At 73.1% G+C, this 19431-nt stretch carries 17 protein-coding genes and 1 pseudogene; 7 read left to right on the top strand and 11 right to left on the bottom strand.

The features are described 5' to 3' along the window. The first annotated feature begins 354 nt into the window (after nt 1-354). The 3 genes from OG344_RS19330 to OG344_RS19340 all read left to right on the top strand — a co-directional run bounded on the left by OG344_RS19330 (nt 355) and on the right by OG344_RS19340 (nt 2598). Nucleotides 355-1098: a GntR family transcriptional regulator gene (locus tag OG344_RS19330; RefSeq protein WP_327044698.1), complete on the top strand. Its 744-nt coding sequence runs from the start codon at nt 355-357 to the stop codon at nt 1096-1098. Between the two features lie 92 nt (nt 1099-1190). Continuing rightward, nucleotides 1191-1760: a DJ-1/PfpI family protein gene (locus OG344_RS19335; protein ID WP_327044699.1), complete on the top strand. Its 570-nt coding sequence runs from the start codon at nt 1191-1193 to the stop codon at nt 1758-1760. Nucleotides 1761-1779: 19 nt separating this feature from the next. Beyond that, a complete protein-coding gene (locus OG344_RS19340) occupies nt 1780-2598 on the top strand; it encodes an alpha/beta hydrolase (protein ID WP_327044700.1) in 819 nt (272 codons plus the stop codon). A gap of 124 nt (nt 2599-2722) precedes the next feature. Here OG344_RS19340 and OG344_RS19345 read toward each other — a convergent pair whose 3' ends face one another. From OG344_RS19345 to aceB, 10 genes are all read right to left on the bottom strand, one after another. Further along, a complete protein-coding gene (locus OG344_RS19345; protein WP_405084279.1) occupies nt 2723-4159 on the bottom strand; it encodes an SWIM zinc finger family protein in 1437 nt (478 codons plus the stop codon). Between the two features lie 102 nt (nt 4160-4261). Further along, a complete protein-coding gene (locus OG344_RS19350) occupies nt 4262-5284 on the bottom strand; it encodes a CU044_5270 family protein (protein WP_327044702.1) in 1023 nt (340 codons plus the stop codon). Nucleotides 5285-5286: 2 nt separating this feature from the next. Next, nucleotides 5287-5994, bottom strand: coding sequence for an RNA polymerase sigma factor (locus OG344_RS19355; RefSeq protein ID WP_405084280.1), 708 nt, complete (start codon nt 5992-5994; stop codon nt 5287-5289). A 109-nt stretch (nt 5995-6103) separates the two neighbouring features. Next, nucleotides 6104-8092 carry an FHA domain-containing protein gene (locus OG344_RS19360; RefSeq protein ID WP_405084281.1) on the bottom strand — a complete coding sequence of 663 codons (1989 nt, stop codon included), beginning with the start codon at nt 8090-8092 and terminating at the stop codon, nt 6104-6106. A gap of 103 nt (nt 8093-8195) precedes the next feature. Beyond that, complete coding sequence (locus tag OG344_RS19365) at nt 8196-8432, bottom strand: DUF2277 domain-containing protein (RefSeq protein WP_327044705.1); 237 nt, start codon at nt 8430-8432, stop codon at nt 8196-8198. A 61-nt stretch (nt 8433-8493) separates the two neighbouring features. After that, a complete protein-coding gene (locus OG344_RS19370) occupies nt 8494-9222 on the bottom strand; it encodes an IclR family transcriptional regulator (protein ID WP_405089121.1) in 729 nt (242 codons plus the stop codon). Between the two features lie 2 nt (nt 9223-9224). After that, entirely contained in the window at nt 9225-10496 is a 1272-nt protein-coding gene (locus tag OG344_RS19375) for a (Fe-S)-binding protein (RefSeq protein WP_405084282.1), read from the bottom strand. Next, complete coding sequence (locus tag OG344_RS19380) at nt 10496-12007, bottom strand: FAD-binding oxidoreductase (RefSeq protein WP_405084283.1); 1512 nt, start codon at nt 12005-12007, stop codon at nt 10496-10498. Before OG344_RS19380 ends, OG344_RS19375 begins: the two co-directional genes overlap by 1 nt. After that, nucleotides 12007-13401 carry an FAD-linked oxidase C-terminal domain-containing protein gene (locus OG344_RS19385; RefSeq protein ID WP_405089122.1) on the bottom strand — a complete coding sequence of 465 codons (1395 nt, stop codon included), beginning with the start codon at nt 13399-13401 and terminating at the stop codon, nt 12007-12009. The genes OG344_RS19380 and OG344_RS19385 overlap by 1 nt, the downstream gene beginning before the upstream one ends. A 144-nt stretch (nt 13402-13545) precedes the next feature. After that, nucleotides 13546-15135 (bottom strand): malate synthase A, encoded by a 1590-nt coding sequence (gene aceB, locus OG344_RS19390; RefSeq protein WP_405084284.1) that lies wholly within the window; start codon nt 15133-15135, stop codon nt 13546-13548. A 145-nt stretch (nt 15136-15280) separates the two neighbouring features. Here aceB and OG344_RS19395 point away from each other — a divergent pair, with 145 nt between their 5' ends. After that, nucleotides 15281-15967: a DUF4097 family beta strand repeat-containing protein gene (locus OG344_RS19395; RefSeq protein ID WP_405084285.1), complete on the top strand. Its 687-nt coding sequence runs from the start codon at nt 15281-15283 to the stop codon at nt 15965-15967. A 68-nt stretch (nt 15968-16035) separates the two neighbouring features. Here OG344_RS19395 and OG344_RS19400 read toward each other — a convergent pair whose 3' ends face one another. Continuing rightward, nucleotides 16036-17394, bottom strand: coding sequence for an FAD-binding oxidoreductase (locus OG344_RS19400; RefSeq protein ID WP_405084286.1), 1359 nt, complete (start codon nt 17392-17394; stop codon nt 16036-16038). 200 nt (nt 17395-17594) lie between these two features. On the opposite strand from OG344_RS19400, the gene cutA reads away from it, so the two are divergent. The 3 genes and pseudogenes from cutA to OG344_RS19415 all read left to right on the top strand — a co-directional run bounded on the left by cutA (nt 17595) and on the right by OG344_RS19415 (nt 19394). Continuing rightward, nucleotides 17595-17921 carry a divalent-cation tolerance protein CutA gene (gene cutA, locus OG344_RS19405; protein WP_327044710.1) on the top strand — a complete coding sequence of 109 codons (327 nt, stop codon included), beginning with the start codon at nt 17595-17597 and terminating at the stop codon, nt 17919-17921. 410 nt (nt 17922-18331) lie between these two features. After that, nucleotides 18332-18466: pseudogene (locus OG344_RS19410) on the top strand (winged helix-turn-helix domain-containing protein); the annotation flags it as partial. Nucleotides 18467-18992: 526 nt separating this feature from the next. Continuing rightward, complete coding sequence (locus tag OG344_RS19415; RefSeq protein ID WP_405089224.1) at nt 18993-19394, top strand: hypothetical protein; 402 nt, start codon at nt 18993-18995, stop codon at nt 19392-19394. The last annotated feature ends 37 nt before the right edge of the window (nt 19395-19431 follow it).

Consider the following 19431-nt stretch of genomic DNA (forward strand, 5'->3'; position numbering starts at 1 on the left):
CCTGCTGCGTGCTTCGCCGAGCAGTTGCTGGGTTGTTCAGGCGTGCTGCCGGCTGTCGCAGGGGCTGACCCCGCGGACCGGCGTCACGAGTACGCCGCGACGTGATGGGGCTTCAGGCGGTCGAGAAGCCCTTCGGTCCTCGTGCGGCCCGGGTGCGGACCGAGTAGGACGTCGAGCATGCTCATGGGAGCTCCAACTGATCGAAGCGGAGCGATAGCGGGTGGTTCCGCGAGAGGTGAAGGATGGTTAGCATCCATCACCTTTCCTATACGATCCGAGTGGGGGCAGCATCCCGCAGCGTTGCGACCGATGTCAACAGGTCCCCGAAGACGCAGGAGAGGACCTCACGTCACGATGGACGACGAAGCGGTGATCGCGCGGCGCCGTGGGGCCATGACGGGCGGAACGCCGCCGGGAAGATCTCGCGGCCGGCTTGCCGACGAGGTGTACGACACGCTGCTCGGCCAGCTGATGTCGCTACGGATCGAGCCTGGCTCCCGCGTCACGATCGACGTCCTGGCGCGAGAGCTGGGGGTCTCGCAGACGCCGATCCGAGACGCTCTGAACCGCATGGAGGCCGAGGGCCTGGTCGTGCGTGTGCCCCATGCCGGCTATCGCATTCCCCCCCAGATCACCCGTAACCGATTCGAGGACATGCTTGAGGTCCGCCTGCTCCTCGAGCCGGCAGCGGCGCGCAGATCCGCCGAACGCGCATCCTCGAAGCAGGTGGCCGGTCTGCGACGAATGCTGGAGGAGATGGCGGAGCTGCAGGGGGGCAACGGGCCCATGGCCTATGGCGCCTTCGGGCTGCGTGACGCCGCTTTCCACGATCTCGTCGCCCTGAGCGCGGAGAACCAGGTCATCCGCGATGCGCTCGCTCGCCTGCACACGCACGTGCACCTGTTCCGGCTTCTCCACGACACCCAGGTCACGCACCTGGCCATGGCCGAGCACGAAGAAGTTCTGGCCGCGGTCGCCGCGCGTGACCCCGACGCCGCCGCCTACGCCATGCGCCGGCACATCCTGCTGTCCGGCGAGCGGTTCCGGCGATTGTTCGACGAGGTCAAGGGCGCTGACGGAATGGCGGTAAAGGCTTGACGGGCGGGCTGGGCCGAGGAATGCTGACTCAACCGGATTGGATCGGATCGGATCGGATCCATCTCACCCGCCCCATATGCGAGGAGAAGCAGGTGCCCAGAGCGCTGCTCCTTACCGGCGACGCCGCCGAGGAGCTCGACACCATGTATCCCTACTACCGCGTGCAGGAGGGCGGCTGGGACGTTGACGTCTCGTCCCGGACGATGCGTGACGTTCAGCTGGTCATCCACGAGTTCGACCCCAACTCCGACGCCTACGTGGAGAAGAACGGCCGGAAGCTGCCGGTCGACGTGCCCTGGGCCGAGGTCGACGTCGAGCGCTATGACGCCCTCATCATCCCTGGGGGACGTGCCCCCGAGTGGATCCGGGTCGACGCCGACGTCAGGCGCATCACCGAGCACTTCTTCGCGCGTAACCTCCCGATCGCGCTGGTGTGCCACGGTGCGCAGGTGCCGGCTGTGTACGGGCTGCTGAAGGGTCGGAAGACGGCGTGCTTCCCCCCCATCACCGGTGACATGGAGAACGCGGGCGCGACGGTCATCGACGCTCCCGACGTCGTGGACGGCAACCTGGTCTCCTGCCGCGGGTGGCCCGACATGCCGCAGTTCGGCAGGGTGATGATGGAGGTCTTCTCGAAGTCCGTCAGCTCCGCATCGGCATGAGCACACCGGACGTGTCACGGTGACGGCACTTCGGACCGTCACAGTCGACGGCTCCCCCGTCCACGTCCTGGAGAGCGGCACCGGGCCCGCGGTGCTGATGCTGCACGGCTCCGGACCCGGTACGACCGGATCCGGAGCCTGGGCGACGACGGCACAGGCGCTGGGCACGTCCTGGCACCTGGTGGCTCCTGACCAGGCGGGGTTCGGCCGTACACCCATCCCGGCGGGCTCCAGGGGTGGGCTCCGGCTGTGGACGGAGCAGGCCGCGGGCCTGATGGACGCTCTCGGTGTCGAGCACTACGCCGTGGTGGGCCACTCCATGGGCGGTGCCGTGGCGCTGGCGTTGGCGGCCGCGCGTCCCCAGCAGGTCACCCGTGTCGTGGCGGTCTCGACGATGGGCGCCCCCGGGGCGCCGCTGTCGGCCGAGCTCGACGCGGTCTGGGCCGCCCCCGCCGGCCCGCTCGGGGCACGAGACATGTTGAGTCGCCTCGTTCTCGACCAAGCGCTCGTGACCGAGTCGGCCGTCGCCGCCCGTGCGGCTGCGATGCGAGCGGGGGAGGCCGCGTTCGCGTCGTTGTTCCCTCCACCCAGGGCACGCTGGGCCGAGGATCTCACCCTCTCGGCGCAGACGCTGGCAGGGGTCCGCGCGCCCGTGCTGCTTGTCCACGGCGCCGAGGACCGAGTCACCCCGCTCGGGACGGCAGCCCTGCCCCTGCTCGAACACCTGGCCGATGTCCGTCTGCACGTGTTCGGCCGATGCGGGCACGTGCCGGCGCTCGAGCACCCGCACGACTTCAGGCGACTCCTGTCGTGCTTCCTCGGCCGGGAACGACCTTGAGAACCCCGGCAGCCGCTTCGCCACCTCGCCTCGCTCGGCCTCGGTGAGCGCGATCACCCGGCCGGTCGGCCGGCGCCTTCGTCTCTCGCGCGGGTGACGAGGTCGCGCACCTCCTGCCAGACGCTCATCGGGCCGTCTCCACGCCGCTCTCCACGCCGCTCTCCACGCCGCTCTCCACGCCGCTCTCCACGGTGGGCGGCGCGGGGGACGGTGCGGTGGACGGCGCGGGGGACGGCGCGGAGGTGGCCCTCGCGACGATCCTGGCCGCGAGCACGTGCTTGCACGGCCCGCGTGAGCCGCGGTGGTCCCACCACCAGGGGCAGGTGCACGATCCGTCGGCCAGGCCGACCTCCCGCACCCCGCCGTCGGTCCGTACGCGGGCCGTGTCGCCCGCGATCTCCACGGCGCCCGCCCCGGCCAGCGCCCGCGCGGACGTCAGCCGCGGGTTGAGGTGCTGCACGTGCTCCCTGTCGTAGGGCAGCTCACGGTGGAAGTGCGCCGCCTCGTGCAGGTCGTAGCCGACCCGCCCGGCCGTGCCGAGCTGGGTGAGGGCGGCCCGCACACGCGTGGTGGACAGCCCGGCGCGGTCGGCGAGCAGGCCGATCTCCACCTCGGGTTCGAAGTTGAGCAGCATGCCCACCACGTCGGCGTCGGCCTCGGCCTCGTCGGTGGCGAGGTCGGCCAGCACCGCGCCCTCGCCGGAGAAGCCGCGCCAGCGCTCTGGGGACAGGACCAGCGTGTAACGCATTCCGGGCAGCTCCAGCTCCCACGCGCTCGACGCCGGGCCGCCGGGCGCGGCCGGGCCGTAGACCTTGAGGCTCCTGACGAAGCGGAGCAGGGGCAGCAGCGTCGCCAGACGGCCCACGCCGGACAGGCACACCGCTCCCGGGCCGGGCCGGTCGGTGACCCGCAGGTCGCGGCCCGCGGGAGCGACCCACAGATCGGCCGCCGCCCGCTTGGGCAGGGACCGCAGGAACCGCACCGCGCCCATCCCGTGCAGCTCGGCCCGCAGGTCCATGCGCGCCGCGATCACCTGCACCTCGGCGAATCCTCGTAGCCACCGCTCGGGCAGCGGCACCTTCTTCTCCACCACCGCGCCGTCGAGCGTGGTCACGGTGAGCTCGTCGGCGCCGACCCCGAGGTGGAGCGGGTCGCGCGCGCCCACCCTGGCCAGCGCCTCCCGCAGCGGACCGTTGACGTCGACGTTGGTCGTCCCCCGGTCGAACACCTCGCCGTCGAGGGCGTCGCCCAGCAGGTCGAGCCGGGAGTACACGCCGCCGCAGGCGGAGAACGACTCGAAGCGCAGCCGGTCGCCGCCGCAGGTGACGACCGGGTCGCGCGTCCATCCGGGGCGCGGCTGGTGATAGCGGGTGAGGGCCACGTCGGCCACGCCCAGCAGGGCCGCCGCCGCGGGCGCCGCCTGGGTCACCACACCGCTGAAGAATTTCGGCGCGACGGCGGGGCCGCGCAGGGCCCTGCCACCGGACGTCGACAGCCCGAGACGTCCGTCCACCAGCATCGAAGGCGCGGCGTAACTGTACGCCTGCGTCGCGTTTGTCATGTGCCAGAGGCTAGAGATCACCACCGACAATTCCCGCGCCGTGGAGCCCAGGGAGCCCGCCGGACGCACGGCGGGCGCACGGCGGGCTCGATGGGCCGCAGATCAGAGGCAGCCGCCGCGGGGGTCCTTCACCTCGGGCGCCGCGTCGTCGACCGTGACCTCCAGTTGCGCGGTGGAGGCCACGAGGCTGCCGACGGGCGCTCTGGCCTCCTGCGCGTTCACCACGACGCCGCGCTCGCCGAGCAGTTCGTACGTGTCCGGGTCGAAGATGATCTCCTCGCGCACCCCGTTCGAGACGCGGCCGACGCCGATGCCGGTCCGGCCCGCCGCGTCGCCCACGTTCTCGTTCACCGTGACCCCGGGGATCGTCGCGGCGGCCTTGAACAGCGCCGCCCGCTGCGGCGCCGGCACGTACGTCTCCCGCAGCAGGTCGCCCACGGCCGTCCACGCCCCCGCGTCGGACGGGACGTCGCCGTGCGGCCGGGCGTACAGGTGGGACCGCATCTTCTCCGCGTCCGAGGGCAGCCTCTTCAGCACCGTGTAGGCGGTGTCGCTCACCTTGCCGCAGGCCGGGAGCCCCAGCCACTCCGTGCCCTTCTCCTGATGCGCCTCCGGAGGGATCGGCCACCCCGGATAGGCGCGGGGCTCCAGATGTTCGATCTTGAGCGCGCCGTCCCTGGTGCCGTCGGCGGACAGCCAGATCGTTCGCTTCGTCCGGTAGAGGTAGCGGGACTCCTTCTCGTTCTCGCCGACCACGGAGGCCTCGTACATCGTCTGCGAGCCGACCTTGACGAACTGGTCGTCGCGTGGGGACAGGTCGGTCACGGCGCGGGCCGCCCTGCCCAGCACCTCCTCCGCCGACATGGCCGACACCTTCGGCAGGGTCACGACCACCTCGCCGGCTCGCGTCGGGTGCGCGGGCCCGCCGGGCCCGGTGGCGGCGACGGCGACGATCCCCGCACCGGCGAGCAGCGCGGCCCCGCCCGCCAGGAGCGCGTACGGGCGCGAGCGGACCGGCGGCCTGCCCGGGCCGGTCAGCCGCCGCCGTACGGCCGCCTTGGCGGCCAGGGAGTAGGGCGGCGCCTGCGGCCGCTCCCGCGCCACCAGGTCGATCTCGTCGATCATGATCAGTCCTCCTCGGGAAGGTTGAGATGGCGGCGCAGCTTCGCGCGCACGCGGTGCAGGCGCGAGCGCACCGTGCCGATGGGGATCCGCAGCGCCTCGGCCGTCTCCTCGTAGGAGAGGTCGGCCCAGGCGACCAGAAGGAGCAGGTCGCGCTCGGCGGACGACAGCCGCGCCAGGGCGGCGGCGAGGGCGGGCCGCAGCGCGGCGGCGCTCGCCCGCTCCGCTCCGCGCTCCTCCTCGTGGGCGCCGCGTTCGCCGGCGTCGTGCGGGGCGCGGGCCAGTGCCCGCAGGCGGCGGACCTCCGCCCTGCGGTGCCCGGAGATGAGGTTGCCCGCGATGCCGTACAACCAGGGCCGGGCGTCGGGCCGGGAGGTGTCGTAGCGGTGCCGCTTCCGGAACGCCACGAAGAACGTCTCGGCGGTGACGTCGTCGGCGTGCTCGGGGCCGAGCCGGCGACCGGCGTAGGCGTGGATCTCGTCCGCGTGCCGGTCGAAGACGCCGGCGAACCGCTCGGGCGCGCTCAGCGACGCCTCGATCAGCCGGGCGTCGCTCGGTTCGTCGTCAGGCTCGTCGCCGTTCACGCCGGGATACTCCGCCAGGGCGTGCTGCGGTTCGCCTTCGTCCGGCCCGCCGCCGTTCGCCTCGTCGCCGCCGTGACGGTGCGCCGCCGCGGCCGAGGGGAGGCGGGTGCCGCCGGAGACCGTCCTCACCACCCGTTGTGTCCGTTCATGAGGGGAATCCTTCCGTGGGCGCCGTCGCGCCCTTCACCCCTACTCCGCCGGACGGCCCGGGCCGGTTCCGTAAATCTCGGAGACGACGTCAGCCGGAGGGCAGCGTGTCGCCCGGTCCTCCGGCGACCCTCCCGGGCGGCCTCGCCTGCGTGTCCGCCTGCCGCGCGACAAGCGGCCTCTCGGCGGGCGGCGGCACGGCGGACGCGACGGGGGGCGCCGCCGCGGAGACCGGCTGGTCGAAGATGTCGATGTCGACCTCCTCGCCGCCGACCGTCAGCGTCTCCCAGGCTCCGCTCACCAGCAGGGTCCGCAGCGTCTCGGTCCGCAGTTCGCGCAGGTGCCGGAGGAGGGTCGCGTCGTCGGGCATGCCGGGGATGCGTGGTGACAGGCGGTCGCGGATCTGCCGCAGGCGCTCCATCAGGGCGTCGATGTCCGCGTCCCGGTCCGACCCGGCGCGGCCCTCCTCGATGCCCTGAACGATCGTGTCCTTGATCGCCCGGGTGACCCCCTGCTCGTCGGTGGTCACCATCGCGTTCCACGCGCGGCTCTTGTGCCGATACTGCAGCATCGACATCGCCGCCTCGTGCCGTACGAAGTCGGCGTCACGGAGCGGCCTGCCGCGCCAGTTGCGGTTGAGCGACCGGGCCAGCGAGATGGCCGACGCGAGACCGCTGTTGAGGCCCCGCCCCGGCCAGAAGTGGATCGAGTTGGCCGCGTCCCCCAGGAGGAACCCGTACGTCCCGGGGGTGGTCGCCGTGGGGGAGGACAACCGGGCGGTGAACCGCGGCCGCTGCACCATGTCCAGCCGGAAGGCGGTGACCGCGCTCACGTCGCCGTCGGCGACACCGAAGAGCGCGAGGCCCTCCTGCGCCCGCCTCCACAGCGCCGAGCCCCTGATCAGGGCGGGCAGGAACAGCGTGTGGTGGGTCGAGCAGTGGAAGTCGCCGTCCTCGGTGCGCTCCATCAGGCAGGGGCTGGAGGCGACGCACTCCTCGAACACGTGCCGGACGGGGTCGATGCCGACGACCTCCGCGGCCTCGTCGTCGGTGAGGCGCATGTTCAGGAAGCCCTCGCCGCGCAGGGAGTTCAGGAGGAACCGGTTCTGCGCCACGGTCAGCAGCACGATCGCCGGGTCGGGCAGGCCGGACTTCACCCGCAGCCCCAGCACCACGTCCTGCACGTGCCGGCCGTCGAGCGAGAAGATCGAGTCGTCGGCCCGGCCGAACCTGTCGGTGAAGTGCTCGCGGGTCCGCGAGCGTCCTCCCTCGCAGATGGCGAGCACGTGGTCCCCGGCCACGGCGTCCTGGCGCTCGGCGGGGTCGAATCTCTCGGGCACCAGGCGGATGCGGGCGGACCTCTCGTTCGCCATCTCCAGCAGGGTGTCCTCGATGTAGGCGATGCGGATGTTCCGCGGGCCGTAGCCGCGGATCGAGTCCGGACCGGCCGGCCACATCTCGCTGTAGGAGCCCTCGGTGAACAGCCGCGACTGGACGTCCTCCGGCAGGTTCAGATACTGGCGGCTCTGCACCGTCACGACCTGCTGCCGCCGGTTGTTGCCCTGCGTGGCGTCCTTCCACACGATCCGTGGCCCGTCCTCGGTCCAGCGGCCGTCGTAGATCGTGATCGCGACCCGGTGCCCCATGAGGTGTTCGAGGAGCAGGGCGAAGGCCAGCCCGACGGGCCCGCCGCCGGAGACGGTGACGTGCAGCACCTGCTCCGGTTCGACGTCCGGGACCGACCGGCGGAACCGCTGCATCAGCGAGGTGTCCATGACCGTCTCGGAGTCGTCGAACGCCTCGAAGCGGAACGTCTCCCCTCCGATGGCGATCGTGTCGCCGGGCCGGAGCACATGCGTGGTGACACGCCTGCCGTTGACCAGCGTCCCGTTGCTGCTGCCCCGGTCGTGGAGCACGAAGCCTTCGGCCTCCCGGCGCACCTCCGCGTGGAAGCGCGAGGCTCTCTCGCTCGTGATCACCACACTGTTGTCGCCTCTGCGACCGAACGTGATCGGCTTGTCGTCGATCGGGAAACGCTGACCGGCAAGGGGACCTTCATGCCCGACGATGGCAGGTGGCACCGGTCTGCCCCCTCTCCCTCGGAAACGCCGATGCGATCATTTATCGTGACATGCTTACCGGCTGCCGCAAAGCGTCCCAGTCAGGACGGGCGATCGCCGCTTCTCACCCCCGCGCGGGCGAGGCGGGGGCGGGCGTCCCGCGGACCCGCAGGGACGCCAGGAGTTCGGCGCTGACCCGTGTGATCTCCTCCACGGCGTGGTCGAACGCCTCGGCGTTGTGCGCGGCGGGCGCGCGGAAGCCGGAGATCTTCCGTACGTACTGCAGGGCCGCCGCCCGGATGTCCTCCTCGGTCACCTCGTCGGTGAAGGGCGGGCGCAGGGTCTTGATGCTTCGGCACATGAGCTCATACTGGCCCATCCGACGCCGTCCCGGTCAGAGACGGCGAGCCAGGAGCGTCGGGTCAGGAGCGGAGGACGGCGGCGCCGAAATCCTCGGCGACCTTGCGCAGCATCGTGGCCAGTTCCTCGCGGTCGATCGCGTCGATGCGCTCGGCCGGGCCCGACACCGACAGCGCCGCGAAGGTCCGCCCGCCGTCGTGGACCGGCACGGCCATGCAGTGCACGCCGCTCTCCTCCTCGCCCAGGTCCAGCGCGTACCCCCGGGCGCGGACCCGGCCGAGCTCCGCCAGCATCTCCTCCATGACCGTGATCGTCCGGTCCGTACGGCGGGGCAGGCCGGTGCGCCGGAACACCGCCGCCGCGTCGGCGCGCCCGGCCAGCAGCGCCTTGCCCACGGCCGTGCTGTGCGGCAGCACCCGGCGGCCGACCTCGGCGAACATCCGCAGCCTGCGCGGCGAGGGCACCTGGGCCACGTAGACGACGAAGTCCCCCTCCAGCACGGCGAGGTTGGCCGTCTCCCCGGACAGCTCCACCAGCCGGGCGAGATACGGCTCGGCCCAGACCGCCAGCATCCGCTCCGCCACCCCGCCGATCCGCACCAGCGCGCCGCCCAGGGCGTACCGCCGGTCGGACTCCTGCCGGACGTACCCCCGGGCGAGCAGCGTCTGTAACAGCCGGTGGATCGTCCCGTACGGCAGGCCGGTCCGCGCCGCGATCTCCGACAGACCGGCCTGGCCGCCCTGCTCCGCCAGGGCCTCCAGGACGTCAAGCGCCCGGTCGACGCTCTGCACGCTCACCGCATCATCCTCCTGGGCTTCGGGGGCCGTCCCAGCACGCCCGGATCGAGCCCGCGCAGCGAGGCGTCGAGCACCTCGGCCGTGTGCGCGACCCGGATCTCGCCGCCGCCCGCTCTGCGGACCGCCGCCGCGATCTGCATGGAGCATCCCGGGTTGGCCGACACCAGCACGCCGGCGCCGGTCGCGAGCACCCGCTCCGCCTTACGGTCGCCCAGCTCCCTGGCCGCCGCCGGCTGGAAGAGGTTGTAGGTGCCCGCCGACCCGCAGCAGATCGCCGAGTCGGCGACCTCCCGCACCTCCAGCCCGGGCACGGCGCGCAGCAGGTCGCGCGGCTGCGCGCGCACGCCCTGGGCGTGGGCCAGGTGGCAGGCGTCGTGGTAGGCGATCGAGACCGGCAGCGGGCGCCGCTCGGCGGCCGGTCCGAGCTCGGCCAGGAACTCCGCCAGGTCGCGGACCGGCAGCGCCCCGGCGCGGGCCGCCCAGGAAGGCTCGTCCCCGAGCACCGCGGCGTAGGTCTTCATGCTCGACCCGCAGCCCGCGGCGTTGACGACGACCGCGTCCACGCCCGCCCGCCCGAACACCGCGACCGTGCGGCGGGCGAACCGCCTCGCCTCGGCCTCGCGGCCGGAGTGCAGCGACAGCGCGCCGCAGCAGCCCTGCCGGGGCGGGATCACCACGTCGCAGCCCTCCAGCGCGAGCACCCGCGCCGTCGCCGCGTTGACCTGCGGGAAGAACTCGCCCTGCACGCAGCCGGTGAGCAGGGCGACCCTGGCCCTGCGCGGTCCCCGCGCCCGGACCAGCGGCGGCAGCCGTACGGGCCGGGGGACGACGGCGGGGGCGAGTTCGGCCATCGCGCCGAGAGAGGGGTTCACCCGCTCAAGGAACGGCTGAAGGCTCCTGCCCAGCCGCATCGGCAGCCGCATCGCCCGCAGCCTGCGCCGGTAGGGGAACAACGCGAACACCAGGGCCCGGACCGCCCGCTCGTCCGGGCGGCGCACGTGCTCCCGCTCGACCACGGCCCTCGTCTGCTCGATCAGCCGGTCGTACCGCACCCCGGACGGGCACGCGGTGACGCACGCCATGCAGCCGAGGCAGGCGTCGAAGTGCCCGGCCATCGCGCCGGTGAGCGGAGTGCCCCCGGCGTGCTGGCCCATCAGGTGGATGCGCCCGCGCGGGGAGTCCATCTCCTCGCCCCACAGCACGTACGTCGGGCAGGTGGGCAGGCAGAACCCGCAGTGCACGCAATCCTTGATCAGCTCGGGGTCCATCAGATGCCTCCCACGAAGCGGCCGGGGGAGAGCCGGCGGCCGGGGTCGAACCGCTCCTTGACCCGCCGCATCAGCGGCAGCGCGCCGACGCGCCCCCACCGGTCCAGGCGGCACGCGGCCTCCACCGGAGCACAGAGCACGACCACCCGGCCCTCGTCCTCCAGGTGCGCGCGCAGTTCGCCGGTGAAGGCGGCGACGCGGCCGGGCTCGGTGCCCGGCGGCAGGGCGACGTGGAGCACCTGCGCGGCCAGCGAGCCGCGTACCGCCGGGCGGACGCCCGCCGCGCGGGCCGCCCGGAAGGGGCCGACGAAGCTCCCCGCCAGCCGGGAGGGGACGTTTCTCACCTCCAGCAGGATCTCCCCGCTGTCAGAGGCGTCGGCAGGGCCGGTTCCGGGGGACGCCGACGGCCCCACCGTCGGCTCGTCAGGCTCCGGCCCCTCGGCGGGCGGCCCGGACCCGGCTCGCCGGGGCGGCGCGGGCAGGCGTCCCCACCAGGGCGGCGGCTCGTCGCTCACCTCCGCCGTGCCGCCCATCAGCGCCGACAGGGCCGTGGCGCGCTCGGCCGCGGCGGAGCCCTCCACCAGGACCGCCACCGTGCAGGGGCCGTCGACGTCGGGCCAGTCGACCTCCACGGCGCTCGGCTCCAGCGGCGACTCGGTGACCGCCGGCACCATCGCGCGCAGCGCGGCGGCCACGTCGGTGGAGGTGGTGTCGAGCGTCCTCCCCTCGTACGCATAGGGCTCGGCGGTCTCCGTCACCGGTCGCCCGACGGACGCCGTCACCCAGGCGCGGGCGGCGGGCAGCGGACGCAGGCGGAACGTCGCGTCCGCGATGATCCCGAGGGTGCCGTACGCGCCGGTGAACAGCTTGCCGAGGTCATACCCGGCGACGTTCTTGACGACCTTCCCGCCGGACCTGGCGATCGTGCCGTCGGCCAGCACGACCGTGATCCCGATGAGCAGGTCGCGAGCGGTGCCGTGCCGGAACCGGCGCGGCCCGGCGATCCCGGTCGCCAGCAGCCCGCCGACCGTGGTGCCCGGCACCGGCACGTCGAGCGCGAGCTCCTGGTTCTCCGCCGCCAGGGCGCTCGCCAGCGCCTCCGTGGTCACCCCGGCCTGGGCCCGTACGACCAGGTCGCCCGGCGTGTGCTCCAGCACCCGGGTCATGCGGCGCAGATCCACGAGCACGTCGCAGCGCTCGGGCGGGGCGGCCCAGTGCAGCTTGGTCCGGCCGCCTGCGGCGACGGCCGCCAGGCCGTGCGCCGCGCAGGCGCGCAGGACGGCCGCGATCTCCTCGGCCGACTCGGGCAGGGCGACCCAGCGCGGCCGGACGCCCGCGACCTCGTCCCCGTCGCCCGCCTCGCGGACGGCCACGCCGGTCGCCGTCAGCGCGTCTCCCGCCCCGCTCGGCTCCAGGGCGCTCCGCGCGCCGGGCGCGTCCCCGGCGTCCGGGCCGGGGTGGCTCGTGACAGCCGAGGGGTCCAGGGGGTCCGGCGTCCCTTCTCCGTACATCAGAACTGCTCCGCCAGGCCGGCCTCCACCAGCGGGTGCACGCCCGTGCGCACTCCCGGCGCCTCCCCGCACAGCCGGGGGGTGGGGAAGATCTTGCCGGGGTTGGCCAGGCCCTCCGGGTCGAACGCGCACCGCAGAAGCTGCATCGTGCCGAGGTCGTCCTCGGTGAACATCCGGGGCATGTATCGGGACTTGTCCACCCCCACGCCGTGCTCCCCGGTGATGGAGCCGCCGTGCTCGACGCACAGGTCGAGGATGCGCCCGCTGACGATCTCGGCGCGTTCGCGCTCGCCGGGCACGGCGTCGTCGAACAGCACGAGGGGATGGAGGTTGCCGTCGCCCGCGTGGAAGACGTTCGCCACCCGGATGCCGTACTCCTCCTGCAGCCGGTCGATGCCCGCGAGTACGCGCGGCAGCGCGGTCCGCGGCACCACCCCGTCCTGCACGATGTACGCCGGGCTGATCCGGCCGACGGCCGCGAACGCCGACTTGCGGCCCTTCCAGATCGCCGCGCGCTCCTCGGCGGAGGCGGCCGTCCGGATCTCGAAGGCGCCGCTGTCGCGGCAGATGCGGTCGACGGCCGCGAACTGGTGCTCCACCTCGGCGCGCGGCCCGTCCAGCTCGACCACCAGCACCGCTCCCGCTCCGGCCGGGTAGCCGCAGTGGACGGCGGCCTCCGCCGCCTCGATCGCCAGCGCGTCCATCATCTCGACCGCCGCCGGGACCACGCCCGCCGCGATGATCGCCGACACCGCCCGGCCACCGGCCTCGATGCCGGTGAAGGCGGCGAGCAGGGTCGTCACCGCCTCCGGCGCCCGCGACAGCCGTACAGTGATCTTGGTCGCGATGCCGAGAGTGCCCTCCGAGCCGACGAACGCGCCGAGCAGGTCGTAGCCGGGATCGCCGGCGGACAGCTCCACGACGTCCCCGTCGGGCGTGACGATCTCGGCGGCGAGCACGTGGTTCACCGTGAAGCCGTACTTGAGACAGTGGGCGCCGCCCGAGTTCTCCGCCACGTTCCCGCCGATCGAGCAGACCTGCTGGCTGGAGGGGTCGGGGGCGTAGTAGTAGCCCTGGTCGCGGACGGCCTCGGTGATCGCGAGGTTCGTCACCCCCGGCTCCACCACGGCCCGGCGGCCGGGGATGTCGATCTCGACGATCCGCCGCATGCGGGAGGTGACGACCAGCACGCCGTCCGCGCGGGGGAGGGCGCCGCCCGACAGGCCCGTGCCCGATCCCCGCGCGACGAACGGCACGCCGTGCTCGCGGCACAGCCGTACGACGGCCGCGACCTGCTCGGTGGTCTCGGGCAGCACGACCACGCCGGGGGTGGCCCGGTGGACGGTCAGCCCGTCGCACTCGTAGGTGCGCAGCCGCACCGGGTCGGTCACCATCGCGTCCGGCGGGAGCACGGCGGTCAGCCGCGCCGTCAGCCGTTCGAGCACCGTCAGCCGTTCGAGCCTCGTCGGCTGTTCGGGCATCGTCGGCCGTTCGAGCTCGGACATCGGCTCCCGCCACCCCTCACGTGGTCCCGCCCCTCACGGCATCCGCGCGTACGCGGGAAGCGTGAGGAACTCCGCGAAGTCGTCGTCAAGGGCGACCTCCTTGAACAGCGCCGTGGCCTGCCGGTAGAGCTCCTCGTCGTAGCCCGGTTCGGCGGCGATGCCGGCGAGCTCCTCCTCGATGATCCGCTCGACCAGCTCGCGTGTCACCACCTCGCCCGTGTCGGCCAGCGCGATGTCGTTGTGGATCCACTGCCAGACCTGCGATCGGGAGATCTCGGCGGTCGCCGCGTCCTCCATGAGGTTGTGGATCGCCGCGGCGCCGTTGCCGCCCATCCAGGCCGCGAGGTAGCGCAGGCCGACGTCCACGTTGCCGCGCAGCCCCGCCTCGGTGATCTCGCCGGGGGTCTTCGACACCGACAGCAGGTCCTCGGCGGTGACGTTGACGTCCTCGCGCAGCCGGTCGAGCTGGTTGGGCCGGTCGCCGAGCACGCCGTCGAACACCTCCCGGCAGATCGGGACGAGGTCGGGGTGGGCCACCCAGGAGCCGTCGAAGCCGTCGCCCGACTCGCGCGTCTTGTCGGCCCGCACCTTCTCCAGCGCGACCCTGTTGACCTCGGGGTCGCGGCGGGAGGGGATGAAGGCCGCCATGCCGCCGATCGCGTGCGCGCCGCGCCTGTGGCAGGTGCGCACCAGCAGTTCGGTGTAGGCCCGCATGAACGGAGCGGTCATCGTCACCGCGTTGCGCTCGGGCAGCAGGAACTCCCGGCCCCGGGTGCGGAACTTCTTGATGACGCTGAACAGGTAGTCCCAGCGGCCGGCGTTGAGGCCCGCCGAGTGCTCGCGCAGCTCGTAGAGAATCTCCTCCATCTCGAACGCCGCCGGGTACGTCTCGATCAGCACGGTCGCCCTGATCGTGCCCCGGGGGACGCCGAGCAGCTCCTGGGCCCGGACGAACACGTCGTTCCAGAGCCGCGCCTCCAGGTGCGACTCCATCTTCGGCAGGTAGAAGTACGGCCCGCGGCCCTTGCCGATCTGCCGCGCGGCGCAGTGGAGGAAGTAGAGCCCGAAGTCGACGAGCGACGCGGACATCTCGGCGCCGTCCACCAGGATGTGCTTCTCGGGCAGGTGCCAGCCGCGCGGGCGGACCACGACCGTGGCCAGCTCCTCGTCCGGCCGCAGCGCGTACGTCTTGCCGCCCGACTCGAAGTCGATCGTACGGTCGAGGGCGTCGCGCAGGTTGAGCTGCCCGTTGACCGTGTTCTCCCAGGTCGGGGAGTTGGCGTCCTCGAAGTCGGCGAGCCAGACCTTGGCGCCCGAGTTGAGCGCGTTGATCGTCATCTTGCGGTCGACCGGCCCGGTGATCTCGACCCGGCGGTCCTCCAGCCCGGGGGCGGGCGGGGCGACCCGCCATTCGGCCGCGCGGACGTGGGCGGTCCCGGGCAGGAAGTCGAGCGTGCCCCCCGCGGACAGCTCCGCCTGCCGTGCCCGGCGGGCGGCGAGCAGCTCCCGCCGCCGGGGGTCGAACTCGCGCTGCAGGGTGGCCACGAAGCCGAGGGCCTCGGGGGTGAGGATCTCGTCGAACCGGTCCAGCAGAGGTCCTGTGATCTCGACGCCTTCCACCATTTCCACCCTCCGGAAAACTAATTCTGAATGGTGGAATCGACGCTACGTCAGGTGGCGACCGGGGGTCAACGTGAGGGCCACACCAGGGACGGCCCAGGGCCTTCCCCGATGAGAGCGGGCGTACGCGTGCCGGAGGATCGACGGCATGAAGAAGACAACCTTGGCCGTCGCGGGGGCCGCCCTGGGCCTGACCCTGACCGTGACGGCGTGCGGCGGGCCTCTGGGCTTCGGCGGGGAGCAGGCGGTGCAGTCCTACGACGTGAAGGACGCGGTGACCCTGGTCGACGCGCACACCGGGTCGGGCGACATCGTGGTGAGCGAGAGCGACAGGTCCGGGATCCACGTCACCGAGACCCTGCACTGGTGGGGAACCAGGCCGAAGACCGAGAACGGGCACTCCGTGGACGGCGGCACGCTCACGCTGAAGTACAGATGCGGCCGGTGCTCGGCGGACTACAAGGTGGAGGTGCCGCGCGGGCTGGCCGTCAAGGTCGACAGCGGCTCGGGGGGCCTGACCCTGCGGAACCTGACCGGCCAGGTCGAGGCGTCGACCGGCTCCGGCGACGTCGACGCCCGCGGTCTCGCCGCGAAGGAGGTCAACGCCCGGACCGGGTCGGGTGACGTCACGCTCCGCTTCACGGCGGCCCCCGACGAGGTGCACGCCGTGACGGGCTCGGGCAACGGCAAGGTGTGGCTGCCGGACGGCGCCTACGCCATCGACGCGACGACGGGAAGCGGCGAGCGCCGGGTCGACTTCGCGGAGAGCGACTCGGCGCCGCACAAGATCGTCGTCAGGACGGGCTCGGGAGACGCCGAGGTGCGCAAGCTCTGACCGGCCCTTTGCCCGCCCCTTCGGTCGCCGCTGTGACCGCCGCTGTGACCGCCGGGTACGACCCGGCGCTACGACTGGGCGGACACCGGCTTGTTGCTGCGGAAGACGCCGTGCGGGTCCCGGCGGCGCTTGATCTCGCGCAGGCGGGCCAGCGTCTCCGGGTCGAACGCGGAGGCCGCGGTCTCGTCCGCGTGGAGGTAGGTGAACGGCTTGCGGCCGGTCGTGTGCGGCGCCATGGAGCGGGCGATCTCCGCCAGCCGCGCGTGCACCGCCCGCCCGCCCTCGGGCGACATGATCGGCCCGATCATGCCCAGGGCGTACGGCTCGGCGATGTGCCCGCAGGCGCCGCCGCCGGGGGCCGACCGGCCCAGCGCTCCGCCCAGGTGACGCACCTGCACCGTGGCCAGCGGCGCGATGTCGCCGGCGGCGGCGAGCAGATCGCCCGCCACGGTGTCGTCGAGACCGGTCAGCAGTTCGCCGCGGCCCGCGCCGGGCACCGGCTGCGTCGGCTCGGCGCAGATGCCGCCGAGTGCGTCCAGCGGCATGGCGGTGCGGCTGTCGAGCAGCACGCCGGGAACGTCTTCGAACCGCCGGAGCAGGGCGCGTCCCTCCTCCTCACCGCCGAGGAACGTCGTGTCCACCGCGACCGCGGCCAGACCGCGCAGCGGCTCGGGGATCTGGGGCACCGGGGGGAACCTCACCATCGTGAACCAGACGGTCAGCTCCGCGGGGGCGCCGGCCGTCACCTCCCGGAACGCGGCGAGCAGCTCGGGCGCCCGGTCGGCGGGCCACAGCATCCGTCCTCCGTACAGCCGGGGGGCGGAGTGCAGGTCCAGCTCGACCGCGGTCACCAGCGCGAAGTCGCCGCCGCCGCCGCGCAGCGCCCAGAACAGGTCGGCGTCGGAGTGCGCTGTGACGCGGGCGGGTACGCCGTCGGCGCCGACCGTCTCGAAGGCGCGCACGCCGTCGGCGGCCCAGCCGTACCTGCGGGCGAACCAGCTCAGCCCGCCGCCGAGGGTGTAGCCCACGACGCTCACCACGGGGGAGCTTCCGGGTAGACCGGTCAGCCCGTGCTTGCCCGTGGCCGTGAGCAGCTCGCCCCACTGCGCGCCGGCCTCGACTCTGGCGACGCGGCGCTCCGGATCGACCTCGACGCCGCGCAGCCTGCCGGTGCGCACCAGGATCGTCCCGTCCAGGCCGGTCGTGGCGCCGTGCCCGCCCGGCTGCGCCGCCACGGCCAGGCCCGCCAGCGCCGCGTGCCGGACGACGGCGGCGGCGTCGGCCGCGTCCTCGATCTCCACGACCGCCCGGACCCGCTGGTCGACCGCGCGGTTCCAGGGCAGCCGGGCGGTCTCGAAGGTCTCGTCGCCGGGCACGTGGACCCGCCCGCGCACCACGCGCCGCAGATCGGTCTCCAAAGTAGACACGCTCGTCCTTCCGCTCGATGTTCCGGGGAGTCGGAGAACATCTTCGGAGAGAAGGCTTGCGGGCGATTAGGAAACGACTAGTCGCGCGCTGTTCGTACGGTGATGGGTCCGGCAATACGCTACGAACCGGACCCTCCGGGGGAGCGCCGCGGCCTGCGGCCGTCATGCGTTTTCCGAACGGCATAACTAGGCTGGCGTTCATGACGAACCGTGCGTTTCTCGTGGTGACCACGACCCAGGACGCCGAGGAGAAAGCCCGTGTGCTGGCTGATGCGGTCGTACGCGAACGACTGGCCGCCTGCGCCCAGGTGTATCCGATCCAGTCGGTGTACTGGTGGGATGGGGACGTGCGGAACGAGACGGAGTGGCGCATCGACTTCAAAACAAGTGCTGAACTCGCGGAGGCCGTCACGGAGTTCATCAAGGCCCACCATTCCTACGACACCCCGGAGGTCATCACAGTGCCGATCGCGAGCGGCGACCCGGCCTACTTGGAGTGGGTGGCGGCAGAGACGAAGAGCCCTTGAGTTCTCACCCAGGCGCGGCCTTGATCTCCTTACGTAACTCCTGGGCCGCGCGGTGCTCTTCGGGCGGCTTCAGCGCGAGCGCCTTGAGCCGTGTGGTCCCCATGGCTGTCTCAGTCTCCAACGTCGCGCGCAGCGCTCTGCGTCCCACGTCGATCGCCAGGTCCACGCCCCCTGCCGCAAGGTAGCCGGCCGCCACATCGCCGAGGACGGCGACGCGAACCTTGCAGTCGTCCGTGCCGAGGGCCGCGAGTGCCTGGTCGGCGGCGGCGAGTCCGGCAATACGCTACGAACCGGACTCTTCGCTCTCATGAGGGAAAATGGACTTTCGCCTGTTCGGCCCGCTGGAGGTCGTCGACTCGTCCGGCCGTGCCGTCGGTGTCGGCACACCCAAGCAACGCGCCGTGCTGGCCATGCTCGCCCTGGAACCCGGACGCGTCGTCCCGCTCGACCGCCTCATCGACGAACTGTGGTCGGGGGAGGCGCCCGCCAGCGCCACCGGGACCCTGCAGGCGTACATCTCCCAGCTTCGCCGGGCGCTGGAGCCCGGCAGGGCGCCGCGCACGCCGCCTCGGGTCCTGCTCACCCGCGAGCCCGGCTACCTGCTGGCCATCGCGCCGGGCCAGGTGGACCTGGTCCGCTTCACCGCGCTGGCCGAGGACGGCCGGCGGATGCTGGCGAGGGGCGCGCCCGGTGAGACCCGCGCGCTGCTGGAGGCGGCCGCCGTGCTCGGCCGGGAGGTGAGCGTCGACGCGCTGGAGGCCGCCTGCCGCCTGGGCGCGGAGGAGGTGATGCTGCGCCTCGAACCGGCGGTGGCGACGGGCCTGCTCGTCGAGGTGCCCGGCGGCTTCGACTACCGGTTCTCGCACGCCCTCGTGCGCGACTCCCTCTACGCGGGGCTCGGCCGGGTGCGCGCGGCACGGCTGCACCTGCGCACAGGGGAGGACTTCACCTCGCTGATCGCGGGTTTCAGCATGTGGGGCCTCGACTACCCCGGCATGATCACCCTCTTTACCTGCCGCCGCGAGCAGGGCCGGGTGGGAGAGGTGGCCGACCGGCTCGTGTCCCGGGCACATGGGGCCGCTGCGCCCGGTCGCCGCGCTGGCCGCCCTCGACGCGGGCGACACCGCCCTCGCCCGGAGGCTGGCGGAGCGCTGGGGCGGCGAGATCCGCGACGACTGGACCACCGAGTTCCTTGCCGTCGTGTGGGGCCACCTCGCCGCCCGGCTCGGTGTGCCCGATCCCGCCGCCCTCTACCGCAGGCTCGCGCCGTACGGGGAACGGCTCGTGGTGAGCGGCATGGGCGGCGCCGGCTGGGGGTCCACTCACCTGGTCCTGGCCGAGCTCGCGGACGCCGCGGGCGGCCGCGACCTCGCCCTGCGTCACGCGCTGCGGGCGCACGAGGCGCACCTGCGCCTGGGCCTGGACCACTGGGCGGGGCGGAGCGCGCGTCTCCTCGCCGAGCTGGACGGCTGAGCCCCCGTCACCCGAGCCCGCGTCGCCCGAGCCCCCG

Origin of the sequence: Microbispora sp. NBC_01389 (assembly GCF_045040095.1) — a bacterium.
Taxonomy (GTDB): domain Bacteria; phylum Actinomycetota; class Actinomycetes; order Streptosporangiales; family Streptosporangiaceae; genus Microbispora.

Excerpts from the sequence above, each read along its gene's own strand:
- OG344_RS19330 (WP_327044698.1), top strand. The coding sequence starts at position 355 with ATGGACGACGAAGCGGTGATCGCGCGGCGCCGTGGGGCCATGACGGGC.
- OG344_RS19345 (WP_405084279.1), bottom strand. The coding sequence starts at position 4,159 with ATGACAAACGCGACGCAGGCGTACAGTTACGCCGCGCCTTCGATGCTG.
- OG344_RS19350 (WP_327044702.1), bottom strand. The coding sequence starts at position 5,284 with ATGATCGACGAGATCGACCTGGTGGCGCGGGAGCGGCCGCAGGCGCCG.
- OG344_RS19365 (WP_327044705.1), bottom strand. The coding sequence starts at position 8,432 with ATGTGCCGAAGCATCAAGACCCTGCGCCCGCCCTTCACCGACGAGGTG.
- OG344_RS19375 (WP_405084282.1), bottom strand. The coding sequence starts at position 10,496 with ATGGACCCCGAGCTGATCAAGGATTGCGTGCACTGCGGGTTCTGCCTG.
- OG344_RS19380 (WP_405084283.1), bottom strand. The coding sequence starts at position 12,007 with ATGTACGGAGAAGGGACGCCGGACCCCCTGGACCCCTCGGCTGTCACG.
- OG344_RS19385 (WP_405089122.1), bottom strand. The coding sequence starts at position 13,401 with ATGGTGACCGACCCGGTGCGGCTGCGCACCTACGAGTGCGACGGGCTG.
- aceB (WP_405084284.1), bottom strand. The coding sequence starts at position 15,135 with ATGGTGGAAGGCGTCGAGATCACAGGACCTCTGCTGGACCGGTTCGAC.
- OG344_RS19395 (WP_405084285.1), top strand. The coding sequence starts at position 15,281 with ATGAAGAAGACAACCTTGGCCGTCGCGGGGGCCGCCCTGGGCCTGACC.
- cutA (WP_327044710.1), top strand. The coding sequence starts at position 17,595 with ATGACGAACCGTGCGTTTCTCGTGGTGACCACGACCCAGGACGCCGAG.
- OG344_RS19415 (WP_405089224.1), top strand. The coding sequence starts at position 18,993 with ATGGGGCCGCTGCGCCCGGTCGCCGCGCTGGCCGCCCTCGACGCGGGC.